This window comes from Streptomyces sp. NPDC093795, from assembly GCF_044764665.1.
GTDB lineage: Bacteria > Actinomycetota > Actinomycetes > Streptomycetales > Streptomycetaceae > Streptomyces.
Map to the genome: position 1 here is coordinate 1 of NZ_JBIWIO010000003.1, position 11,063 is coordinate 11,063.

Below are 11,063 nucleotides of genomic sequence, written 5' to 3' on the forward strand. Positions count from 1 at the left end.
CGCCCGGTTACATTCCGAACCCGGAAGCTAAGCCTTTCAGCGCCGATGGTACTGCAGGGGGGACCCTGTGGGAGAGTAGGACGCCGCCGAACAATTTTTAGCCTCAACCCCCGGACTCTGTCCGGGGGTTGAGGCATTTTTGCGTTCCCGTGGCGAGGGGAGAGGCCCTGTGCGCCGGGGTCTTGTGGCTGAGGGTAAGGTCAGGGGGCATCGTCCGTACGTTCCCAGCAGGAGGCCCTCGGGTGGAGGTCCAGGAGACCCGTGTGCAGACCGACCGGGTCCTCACCATCCCCAACATTCTCAGCATGGCGCGTCTCGTCGGCGTGCCGCTGTTTCTGTGGCTGATTCTCCGGCCGGTGTTCGGCGGGCCCAATAGCGATGGATGGGCGCTTCTCGTCCTGATGCTCAGCGGCATCAGCGACTATCTCGACGGCAAACTGGCCCGGCGCTGGAACCAGATCAGCAACCTCGGCCGGCTGCTCGATCCCGCCGCCGACCGGCTGTACATCCTGTCCACGCTCGTGGGACTGACCTGGCGGGAGATCCTGCCGTGGTGGCTTACCGCCGCCCTTCTGGCCCGCGAGGCCATGCTGCTGGTCATGGTGGGAATCCTCCGCCGGCACGGCTACCCGCCGCCGCAGGTGAACTTCCTCGGCAAAGCTGCGACTTTCAACTTGATGTACGCGTTCCCGTTGCTGCTTCTCAGTGACGGAACGGGTTGGCTTTCGTCACTCGCTGAAGTTTTCGGATGGGCCTTCGCTGGATGGGGTACAACTCTGTATTGGTGGGCAGGGATCCTCTACGTGGTCCAGGTCCGTCGACTCGTGAAGACGGACACCGAGGCCGATTGAGCCCGTTCCTTCTGTGTCGAGCAGCGTCGCCGGCAACGACGAGGACGTCCGTGGGCTACTGAGCGGACAGGCGAAGGTCGGCAGGACCGTCATCTCTTGAAGGAGGACGCTTCCGACATGAAGGCCGTCGTGATGGCCGGTGGCGAAGGAACCCGTCTTCGCCCCATGACCTCGAGCATGCCCAAGCCTCTCCTGCCGGTGGTGAACCGGCCGATCATGGAGCACGTCCTACGACTGCTCAAGAGGCACGGTCTCAACGAGACCGTCGTCACCGTGCAGTTTCTCGCCTCACTCGTCCGGAACTACTTCGGCGACGGCGAGGAGCTCGGGATGGAGCTCACGTATGCCAACGAGGAGAAGCCACTCGGTACAGCGGGCAGCGTGAAGAACGCCGAGGAAGCGTTGAAGGACGACGCTTTTCTCGTCATCTCCGGTGACGCGCTCACCGATTTCGACCTCACCGATCTCATCCGCTTCCACAAGGAGAAGGGCGCCCTCGTCACGGTCTGCCTCACCCGGGTGCCGAATCCGCTGGAATTCGGGATCACGATCGTCGACGAGGAAGGAAAGGTCGAGCGCTTCCTGGAGAAACCCACCTGGGGTCAGGTCTTCTCGGACACCGTGAACACGGGCATCTACGTGATGGAGCCCGAGGTCTTCGACTATGTCGAGGCGGACGTTCCGGTCGACTGGTCGGGTGATGTCTTCCCCCAGCTCATGAAGGAGGGCAAGCCGATCTACGGCTATGTCGCCGAGGGCTACTGGGAGGACGTCGGCACCCATGAGAGCTATGTGAAGGCCCAGGCGGACGTCCTGGAGGGCAAGGTCCAGGTCGACATCGACGGCTTCGAGATCTCGCCGGGAGTGTGGGTCGCGGAAGGTGCCGAGGTACACCCCGACGCCGTGCTGCGCGGGCCGCTCTACATCGGCGACTACGCCAAGGTCGAAGCCGATGCCGAGATCCGCGAGCACACCGTCGTCGGCTCCAACGTGGTCGTCAAGAGCGGCGCCTTCCTGCACAAGGCCGTCGTCCACGACAACGTCTACCTCGGGCCGCAGAGCAATCTGCGCGGCTGTGTGATCGGGAAGAACACCGACATCATGCGGGCGGCCCGGATCGAGGACGGCGCCGTCATCGGGGACGAGTGCATGGTCGGTGAGGAATCGATCGTGCAGGGCAATGTGCGGGTCTATCCGTTCAAGACGATCGAGGCCGGCGCCTTCGTCAACACCTCGGTCATCTGGGAGTCCCGCGGGCAGGCCCACCTCTTCGGGGCCCGGGGTGTCTCCGGCATCCTCAACGTGGAGATCACGCCTGAGCTGGCCGTCCGGCTTGCGGGGGCGTACGCCACGACCCTGAAGAAGGGGTCGACCGTCACCACGGCGCGAGACCACTCCCGGGGCGCGCGAGCGCTCAAGCGGGCGGTGATCTCGGCACTGCAGGCCAGTGCCATCGACGTGCGCGATCTGGAGAACGTCCCGCTGCCGGTGGCACGGCAGCAGACGGCCCGGGGAAGCGCCGGCGGAATCATGGTGCGGACCACGCCCGGGGTGCCCGACTCCGTGGACATCATGTTCTTCGACGAACGCGGGGCGGACCTCTCCCAGGGCGGGCAGCGGAAGCTGGACCGGGTCTTCGCACGCCAGGAGTACCGGCGGGCCTTCCCCGGGGAGATCGGTGACCTCTCCTTCCCGGCGAGCGTCTTCGACTCGTACACCGGCTCGCTGCTGCGGAACGTCGACACCACCGGGATCGCGGAAGCAGGTCTGAAGGTCGTCGTCGACGCCTCCAACGGAAGTGCCGGGCTCGTGCTGCCCAGCCTCCTCGGGCGGCTCCAGGTCGACTCGCTGACCATCAACCCCGGGCTCGACGAGTCCAGACCCACCGAGTCGGCCGAGAGCCGGCGGGCCGGGCTCGTACGGCTCGGGGAGATTGTGGCCTCGGCGCGGGCGGCGTTCGGCGTGCGGTTCGACCCCGTCGGTGAGCGGCTCTCGCTCGTGGACGAGCGGGGGCGGATCATCGAGGACGACCGGGCACTCCTGGTCATGCTGGACCTGGTGGCGGCCGAGCGGCGCTCCGGGCGGGTCGCCCTGCCGGTGACCACCACTCGGATCGCCGAGCAGGTCGCCGCGTACCACGGCACACAGGTGGAGTGGACGACGACCTCGCCCGACGACCTGACCCGGGTCGGGCGTGAGGAGTCGACGATCTTCGGCGGCGACGGGCGTGGTGGGTTCATCGTGCCCGAGTTCAGCAGCGTCTTCGACGGCGCCGCCGCCTTCGTCCGGCTGATCGGTCTGGTCGCGCGGACTCAGCTCACCCTGAGCCAGATCGACGCGCGGATCCCGCGGGCGCACGTCCTCAAGAAGGACATCGCCACCCCGTGGGCCGTCAAGGGTCTCGTGATGCGGCGGGTGGTGGAAGCGGCGGGGAACCGCTCCGTGGACACCACCGACGGCGTGCGGGTGGTCGAGGCCGACGGTCGGTGGGTGATGGTGCTGCCCGACCCGGCCGAGGCCGTCACCCATCTGTGGGCGGAGGGGCCCGACGACGCCTCCGCGCAGGCCCTCCTCGACGAGTGGGCCGTGGTGGTCGACAGCGCGGGCAACTGACACAGCGGCCTGTCCGGTGGGGAGGTGCCTCAGGGTGCCTCCCCACCGGACGGAGGGGCCATTCGGTGGTAGGTCGTGCGACGTGCGACGATGTGCGGCATGTCGCAGCAGCCCCCCGTTCGGAGCACCGGATCACCGCCGCCGCGTCCGGACGCGTCCATGTCGCTGCTGAACAACGTGATCGACCACGCTCTCGACGACGGCTATGCCGAGGCGACCGCCCGGCGCGACGCCGAAGGCGGTGGGCTGCCCCGTAGCCTGCGGGCCAAGCTCGGTCTCGCCGCGGGTCTCGTGCTCGCGGCCGCCGTGGTGACCGTGGGCGCGGCCGAGGCGCGGATCTCCGCTCCGGTCGTCGCCAAGGAACGGCAGGAGCTGATCGGGCGGATCGAGGCGGAGACGTCGACGGCCGACCAGTTGGAACGGGACGTCGAGCGGATCCGTACCGAGGTCGGGGAACGTCAACGGCAGGCGCTTCAGGAACTCGGCGGCGACCAGACCGAGCTCGTGGCGCTGCTGTCGGGCGCGACCCCGGTGCACGGTCCCGGGGTGAAGCTCGTCGTCGACGATGCCAAGGACACCGACGCCGGTGGCGGCGGCCCGCGGGAGAGCAGTGGTTTCGCCGACACGGGCCGGGTGCGCGACCGCGACATGCAGCGAGTGATCAACGGGCTGTGGGAGTCGGGCGCCGAGGCGGTCGCCGTCAACGGGCAGCGGCTGACGTCGCTGTCCGCGATCCGGGCCGCGGGCGACGCCATACTGGTCGACAACAAGCCGCTGGTGCCGCCGTACACCATCCTCGCCATCGGGGACGGGCAGAGGCTGAGCACCACGTTCCAGGACAGCGCCGACGGGCAGTATCTGCACGCGCTGGTGGAGAACTTCGGGATCAGGAGCGGGATCTCGGCCGAGGGCGACGTGCGCCTGCCGGCCGCGCCGAGCCTGACCGTACGTACAGCAGAGCCGCGGGGGGCCGGGGCGGCGACGCCCTCCGGTCGGGCCACGGCCGACACAGGGAAGGGCACATCGTGATCGCCGTACTTGGCCTGATCGTCGGAGTCGTGGTGGGACTTCTGGTCCGCCCCGAAGTTCCGGCGGTGGTCGAGCCCTATCTTCCGATCGCCGTGGTCGCCGCCCTCGACGCGGTCTTCGGCGGTCTCCGGGCCATGCTCGACGGCATCTTCGTCGACAAGGTCTTCGTGGTCTCGTTCCTCTCGAACGTGGTCGTGGCCGCGCTGATCGTCTTCCTCGGCGACAAGCTGGGCGTCGGCGCGCAGCTGTCGACCGGTGTGGTCGTCGTGCTCGGCATCCGGATCTTCTCCAACGCGGCCGCCATCCGGCGCCACGTCTTCCGGGCGTGACGCCGATGAGTGAGAACCCCCAGAACCCGCAGGAGCCGCAGGGCCCGCAGGACGCTCAGGAGCCCGTGAGCGGCCCGGAGGCCGGCGGGGTCGGGAAGCCGGCCGAGGTCGAGCCGCCCCAGGGCCCCGCCGGTGGCGGGACCGGTGGTCAGGACGCCCAGGTGCCGGTGGTTCCGGTGCCCGAGGTGCCGGCCGCCCCCGTCGCTCCCGCCGGCGCCGAGCCGAGTGGGCGTCGGCGGCTGGCATCCGCGCTGTGGCCGCCCCGGGTGACCCGGGCCCAACTCGTCGTCGCGCTGCTGCTGTTCGTGCTCGGTCTCGGCCTGGCCATCCAGGTCTCCTCCACCAGCGACAACAGCGCGCTGCGCGGGGCGCGCCAGGAGGACCTGGTGCGCATCCTCGACGAGCTCGACGACCGTACGCAGCGCCTGGAGGACGAGAAGGCCCGGCTGGAGAAGCAGCGGACCGAGCTGGAGTCCAGCTCGGACCAGGCCGAGGAGGCGCGCAAGCAGACCCAGGAGAAGGAACAGCAGCTCGGCATCCTGGCCGGCACCGTCGCCGCCGAGGGGCCTGGCATCACCCTGACCGTGGGCGACCCCACCGGGGCCGTCGAGTCGGACATGCTGCTCGACGCCATCCAGGAGCTGCGAGCCGCCGGTGCCGAGGCGATTCAGGTCAACGGCGTGCGGGTGGTCGCGGACAGTTATTTCACCGGGATCGGTGATGACATGCGGATCGATGGAACGAAGGTGGCCGCTCCGTACGTCTTCGAGGTCATCGGCAAGCCGGAGGATCTCGAGCCCGCGCTCAACATCCCCGGTGGAGTCGTGCAGACCCTGGAGAAGGAGCAGGCCACAGCCACGGTGGAGCGGTCGGCGAAGATCGTCGTCGACGCCTTGCGACCCGCGAAGCGGCCTGACTACGCTCAGTCGTCCTCCCAGTGAGAGGGGGACGAGGGGGGTCCCGCGACATGGGTAAGGCGTTGCGGGGGGTCGACGCACCACAACAGTGGTGCGTGGTGGAAACTGTCCGGAGGATACGGACGTTGTGAAGGTGTCCGGGTCGGCAGGTGTGATGGATCTCGGTTCGTCCTGCCCCACGGGCGGGTCTGTTTCGGTCAAGGGGAATCGCCCGTGAGTTTTTTTTCGAAGTTGTTCGGCAAGAGCGGACGCGAGGACGGTGGCAACGCCAAGCACCGCGCGTCGCGCCACGCCCAGAGTGACGAGCAGAGCGGCGAGCGCCCGCTCTTCCGCGATGAGGTCGGCGGCCAGGGTGGTGACATTTCGGGCGCTCAGGGCGCGTCGTCTGTTGACCCTGCCGGGGCCGCACGCATAGGTTTCGGAGAACCATCAACCTCAGGTATGGGTGGAGGGTTTACCCCCGACCCGTACGCGACACAGACCTCGGCGGGGCAGCCGCGGCAGGAGGATGCGTCCATGCCGGTGTGTACGAGGTGCGGTCACCGCAACGCGGCCGACAGCCGCTTCTGCTCCCACTGCGGTACGCCGCTGCGGGGCGGGGTCGCCGCCGAGCGCGCTTCGGAGACGACGTCCACGATCTCCATCTCGGGCCTTGAGGCCTACGAGTCGGAGGTCACCGGCCAGACCCAGCTGCCCTCGCTCTCTCCCGAGGCGCTGGCGGCCGTGGAGGCGCTGCCGTCCGGTTCCGCGCTCCTCGTGGTGCGCCGTGGGCCGAACTCCGGCAGCCGGTTCCTGCTGGACGGCGAGCTGACGACGGCCGGCCGTCACCCGCAGAGCGACATCTTCCTGGACGACTTCACGGTCTCCCGGCGCCATGTCGAGTTCCGGCGGGGGCAGGACGGCAGTTTCACCGTGTCCGATGTCGGCAGCCTCAACGGCACGTACGTCAACCGTGAGCCGATCGACTCGGTCGTTCTGTCCAACGGTGACGAGGTGCAGATCGGCAAGTACCGGCTGGTCTTCCATTCGAGCCAGCGGGGCGTGTGACGCCTCGGAGAAGCCTTCAGGGAAGGTCCATGTTGCGAACACCGACGGGTGGCGCCGGTTCCGGCGCCCCCACCGCGGGCGACCGGCTGGTCAGCATCGGCACGGTACTGAGCCAGCTGCGTGACGAATTTCCTGAAGTGACCATCTCCAAGATCCGGTTCCTGGAGGCCGAGGGGCTCGTGGAGCCCCGGCGTACGGCCTCCGGGTACCGGAAGTTCAGCCCGCAGGATGTGGAGCGGCTCGCTCAGATCCTGCGGATGCAGCGGGACCACTACCTTCCGCTGAAAGTCATCCGCGAGCACCTCGACGCCCTCGCCAGGGGGGAGCAGATCAAGCTCCCGGCCCCGGGGCGTCGGCGGGACCTGGCCGAAGGGGTCTGGGAGCAGGACGTGGAGCCGCCCACCACCGTGCGGATCGGGCGGGCGGAGCTGCTGGCCGCGGCGGAGGTCTCCGAGGCGGAGCTCGTCGCGTGGGAGTCGTACGGCCTGATCGCCGAGACCGAGGGCGGCGGCTATGACGCCGAGACCGTCACCGTCGCGCGGCTTGTCGCGGATCTGGGGAGATTCGGTCTGGAACCCCGGCACCTGAGAGCCGTGAAGGCGGCCGCGGACCGGGAGGCGGGGCTGATCGAGCAGGTCGTCGCGCCGCTGCGCCGGCACCGTAATCCGCAGACCAGGGCCCATGCGGAGGCCACCGCCCAGGAGCTCGCCGCGCAGTCGGTACGGCTGCACGCGGCCCTCGTACAGACCGCTCTGGGGATCCGTCTCCAGTGAGCTCGGCGGTGGCCTTGGCAGGGCCCGACTATCCAAACCGGTCGGGCACGTCCTAGGGTTGCTGTGTGAACGAGCTCGACGTTGTGGGTGTCCGGGTGGAAATGCCCTCCAACCAGCCGATCGTGCTCCTGCGTGAAGTGGGAGGCGATCGGTACCTTCCCATTTGGATCGGACCGGGTGAGGCGACCGCGATCGCCTTCGCCCAGCAGGGGATGGCCCCGCCGCGGCCGCTGACGCACGACCTGTTCAAGGACGTGCTGGAGGCCGTGGGTCAGGAACTCACCGAAGTCCGCATCACGGATCTGCGGGACGGGGTCTTCTACGCCGAGCTGGTCTTCGCCAGCGGCGTCGAGGTGAGTGCGCGGCCGTCCGACGCGATAGCGCTGGCCCTTCGTACCGGAACGCCGATCTTCGGCAGTGACGGTGTGCTGGACGACGCCGGTATCGCGATTCCGGACGAGCAGGAGGACGAGGTGGAGAAGTTCCGCGAGTTCCTCGACCAGATCTCACCGGAGGACTTCGGGACCAACAGTCAGTGACGCGAAGCGACGCGGCCGCGGCCCGTTCGCGGGGTGCCGTCAGGGCATTCGAGTAGCCTTTCCCCAGCGAGAGATATGGGAAACCACTCTCAGGGTGATTATCACTCGGCGTGCCGAGTGTGGCGATCGTTGACGCACCCCGAGTGACTGCCTACCTTCGTGTGGGCAGGTCAAGGACGGAGGGTCGGCGTGATGAGCAGCGCGGACGGTACGGCAGGGAGCTCGCTCGGACGCGCGTCCGGAGAGAGCGGTCCGTATCCGCTTCACGGCAGTGTGGGCGACTTCGGTACGGACGCCGGTGCGGCGGCCGGCTCGGACGGCACAGGGGCGGGAGCCGGTCCTGGAGCAGGTCCGGGCGAGGCGGGTGAGGTGGTCGGCTACCGCGGCCCGACGGCGTGCGCGGCAGCTGGGATCACCTACCGCCAATTGGACTACTGGGCGCGTACGGGACTCGTGGAGCCGAGCGTACGGCCCGCGTACGGGTCGGGGACACAGCGGCTCTACAGCTTCCGCGACGTCGTCGTCCTGAAGATCGTCAAGCGTTTCCTCGACACCGGGGTGGCCCTCCAGAACATCCGGGCCGCCGTGCAGCACCTGCGGGCGCGAGGCTTCCGGGACCTGGAGCGGATGACGCTCATGAGCGACGGGGCCACGGTGTACGAGTGCTCGTCGCCGGACGAGGTCGTCGACCTGCTCAAGGGCGGGCAGGGCGTCTTCGGCATCGCCGTCGGGGTGGTCTGGCGGGACGTCGAGGCGGCGCTCTCGCAGCTGCACGGGGAGCGGGTCGACACGGGCGAGACGCTCGTGGGGCACAACCCGGGGGACGAGCTGGCCAGGCGGCGGAGGGACAGGGCCGTCTGAGGGGGCGGCGTTGTCAGTGGCGTAGGGCAGCATCGGAAGCGTGAGAGCCGCGCCGACGATCCTGCATCTCGACATGGATGCGTTCTTCGCCGCCGCCGAGCAGGCGGCGAAGCCCAGCCTGCGCGGAAAGCCCGTGGTCGTCGGCGGGCTCGGGCCGCGGGGTGTGGTCGCCACCGCCTCGTACGAGGCACGGCGGTTCGGTGTCCACTCGGCGATGCCCATGGGCCAGGCGCGGCGACTCGCGCCGAACGCGGCCTATCTCGTGCCGCGCTTCGCCTTCTACCGGTCGATCAGCGAGCAGGTCATGGAACTGCTCGGCCGGCTCTCCCCGCTCGTGGAGCCGCTCAGTCTCGACGAGGCCTTCGTGGACCTGGAGGCGGGGAAGGTCGCCGACGACAGCGCGAGCGCCCGGGTCGCCGGGGAGCGGCTGCGGGTCGACATCCTGGCGACGACGGGGCTGACGGGTTCCGTGGGGCTCGCGGGGTCCAAGATGATCGCGAAGATCGCCTCGGAGGAGGCCAAGCCCGACGGGCTCGTCCTGATCGAACCCGGGACCGAGCGTGAGCTTCTCGGCCCGCGGTCGGTACGGATCCTGCCCGGTGTCGGTCCGGCGACCGGGGAACATCTGCGGCGGGCCGGGATGACGACCGTGTCCGACCTCGCCGAGGCGGGCGAGGACGAGCTCGTACGGCTCCTTGGCCGGGCGCACGGGGCCTCGCTGTACCGGATGGCCCAGGGGTACGACGATCGGCCCGTGGTGGCCGAGCGGGACGCCAAGTCGGTGTCGGTCGAGGACACCTTCGACGTGGACCTGCACGACCGGGTGCGGATCCGGACGGAGGTGGAGCGGCTCGCGGAGCGGTGTGTGGGGCGGCTTCGGGCCTCGGGGCACTCCGGGCGGACCATCGTCCTGAAGGTGCGGCGGTACGACTTCTCGACCCTGACCCGGTCCGAGACGCTCCGGGGGCCGACGGACGACCCGGGGGTGGTGCGGGAGGCGGCGGGGCGGCTGCTCGACGCGGTGGACACGACGGGGGGTGTGCGGTTGCTGGGGGTCGGGGTCAGTGGGCTCGCGGACTACACGCAGGAGGATCTGTTCGCGCAGGCCGAGGCGCGGGACGCGGCCGCTTCGGTGGCTGATGTCGCCGCCGCTGAGGCTGTGGACGCCGTGGAGCCCGCGGCCGACGAGCCCATGGAGCGGCACTGGGCGCCCGGGCATGACGTACGGCACGCCGTGTACGGGGCGGGGTGGGTGCAGGGGAGCGGGGTCGGGCGGGTCACGGTGCGGTTCGAGGAGCCGGGGTCGGAGCCGGGGCGGGTGCGGACCTTCGCGGTGGATGATCCGGACCTCGTCCCGGGGGAGGCGTTGCCGCTGGTGGGGCGGGGGTGAGGCGCCGTCCCGTGTGGCGCCGTCGCGGTGCTACTGGCCTGCCAGGCGGCCGAAGTCGGTGTCCGGGGTGTCCGTGGGGGATGGGGGGAGCGCCAGGCTGTAGTGGCGGTAGAGCTGGAGTTCCTGTTCGGGGGAGAGGTGGCGGCCCACGCCGAAGTCGGGGGCGTCCTTGATGAGGGCCCGGTCGTACGGGACGTGGAGGCCGTCGTCGAGCAGGTCGCTCGGGTCCAGCGGGACGAAGGCGTCCCGGCTGAAGAGGCCGGTGCGGACGGCTGCCCACTCGGGGACGCCGGTCGCGTCGTCCAGGTACACCTCGTCGACGGTTCCTATCTTGTGTCCGTTGCGGTCGAACGCCTTGCGGCCGATCAGGCTGCGCGGATCGATATCGGTCTGCACGGTCCCTCCAACTGGTCGCAACTGCACGTACCCCCTACGAAAGTGCACATGTGCGATGTCGGCCACTTGAGCGATAGGAGCCGTAACCGCGCTGGTAGGCTGGCTGTGGCTGTCGACCCTGTGCGGGAGAGTCCACCGGAGAAATCTTCCGGTGGGCGCCGAAGGAGCAAATCCTCCCCGGAATCTCTCAGGCCCCTGTACCGCGCGGACGAGGTCACTCTGGAAAGCAGAGCGGTGTCCGACGGCATGCGCTCTCACCGACGGTGAAAGCCGGCCTGCCGTGAGGCGTGCCGGTGAAACTCTCAGGTTGAGATGACA

At 69.2% G+C, this 11,063-nt stretch carries 11 protein-coding genes, 1 rRNA gene and 1 riboswitch; of the genes, 11 read left to right on the plus strand and 1 reads right to left on the minus strand.

The features are described from left to right. From rrf to ACIRB7_RS08845, 11 genes are all read left to right on the plus strand, one after another. A 5S ribosomal RNA gene (rrf, locus tag ACIRB7_RS08795) occupies positions 1 to 92 on the plus strand; the annotation flags it as partial. A 150-nt stretch (positions 93 to 242) separates the two neighbouring features. Next, on the plus strand, positions 243 to 851 hold the full coding sequence (locus ACIRB7_RS08800; RefSeq protein ID WP_403594444.1) for a CDP-alcohol phosphatidyltransferase family protein: 609 nt from the start codon (positions 243 to 245) through the stop codon (positions 849 to 851). A 117-nt stretch (positions 852 to 968) separates the two neighbouring features. Further along, positions 969 to 3,464: a sugar phosphate nucleotidyltransferase gene (locus ACIRB7_RS08805; protein ID WP_403596128.1), complete on the plus strand. Its 2,496-nt coding sequence runs from the start codon at positions 969 to 971 to the stop codon at positions 3,462 to 3,464. Positions 3,465 to 3,563: 99 nt separating this feature from the next. Beyond that, entirely contained in the window at positions 3,564 to 4,493 is a 930-nt protein-coding gene (locus tag ACIRB7_RS08810) for a DUF881 domain-containing protein (protein ID WP_403594447.1), read from the plus strand. Then, complete coding sequence (locus ACIRB7_RS08815) at positions 4,490 to 4,822, plus strand: small basic family protein (RefSeq protein WP_015032176.1); 333 nt, start codon at positions 4,490 to 4,492, stop codon at positions 4,820 to 4,822. The genes ACIRB7_RS08810 and ACIRB7_RS08815 overlap by 4 nt, the downstream gene beginning before the upstream one ends. 5 nt (positions 4,823 to 4,827) lie before the next feature. Then, on the plus strand, positions 4,828 to 5,763 hold the full coding sequence (locus ACIRB7_RS08820; RefSeq protein WP_403594450.1) for a DUF881 domain-containing protein: 936 nt from the start codon (positions 4,828 to 4,830) through the stop codon (positions 5,761 to 5,763). Between the two features lie 81 nt (positions 5,764 to 5,844). Further along, entirely contained in the window at positions 5,845 to 6,786 is a 942-nt protein-coding gene (locus ACIRB7_RS08825) for an FHA domain-containing protein (RefSeq protein WP_403596131.1), read from the plus strand. Between the two features lie 29 nt (positions 6,787 to 6,815). Beyond that, complete coding sequence (locus ACIRB7_RS08830) at positions 6,816 to 7,559, plus strand: MerR family transcriptional regulator (protein WP_403594452.1); 744 nt, start codon at positions 6,816 to 6,818, stop codon at positions 7,557 to 7,559. Positions 7,560 to 7,624: 65 nt separating this feature from the next. Next, complete coding sequence (locus ACIRB7_RS08835) at positions 7,625 to 8,098, plus strand: bifunctional nuclease family protein (RefSeq protein ID WP_017238433.1); 474 nt, start codon at positions 7,625 to 7,627, stop codon at positions 8,096 to 8,098. A gap of 192 nt (positions 8,099 to 8,290) precedes the next feature. After that, positions 8,291 to 8,959, plus strand: a complete 669-nt coding sequence (locus tag ACIRB7_RS08840) for a MerR family transcriptional regulator (protein WP_403594455.1) — start codon at positions 8,291 to 8,293, stop codon at positions 8,957 to 8,959. Positions 8,960 to 8,999: 40 nt separating this feature from the next. Then, positions 9,000 to 10,349 (plus strand): DNA polymerase IV, encoded by a 1,350-nt coding sequence (locus ACIRB7_RS08845; RefSeq protein ID WP_403594458.1) that lies wholly within the window; start codon positions 9,000 to 9,002, stop codon positions 10,347 to 10,349. A gap of 30 nt (positions 10,350 to 10,379) precedes the next feature. Here the strand turns inward: ACIRB7_RS08845 and ACIRB7_RS08850 are convergent, their stop codons facing one another. Continuing rightward, entirely contained in the window at positions 10,380 to 10,745 is a 366-nt protein-coding gene (locus tag ACIRB7_RS08850) for a PRC-barrel domain-containing protein (protein WP_403594460.1), read from the minus strand. A 113-nt stretch (positions 10,746 to 10,858) separates the two neighbouring features. Next, positions 10,859 to 10,958: riboswitch (glycine riboswitch) on the plus strand. Positions 10,959 to 11,063 lie beyond the last annotated feature (105 nt).

Excerpts from the sequence above, each read along its gene's own strand:
- ACIRB7_RS08805 (WP_403596128.1), top strand. The coding sequence starts at position 969 with ATGAAGGCCGTCGTGATGGCCGGTGGCGAAGGAACCCGTCTTCGCCCC.
- ACIRB7_RS08840 (WP_403594455.1), top strand. The coding sequence starts at position 8,291 with ATGAGCAGCGCGGACGGTACGGCAGGGAGCTCGCTCGGACGCGCGTCC.
- ACIRB7_RS08820 (WP_403594450.1), top strand. The coding sequence starts at position 4,828 with ATGAGTGAGAACCCCCAGAACCCGCAGGAGCCGCAGGGCCCGCAGGAC.
- ACIRB7_RS08810 (WP_403594447.1), top strand. The coding sequence starts at position 3,564 with ATGTCGCAGCAGCCCCCCGTTCGGAGCACCGGATCACCGCCGCCGCGT.
- ACIRB7_RS08830 (WP_403594452.1), top strand. The coding sequence starts at position 6,816 with ATGTTGCGAACACCGACGGGTGGCGCCGGTTCCGGCGCCCCCACCGCG.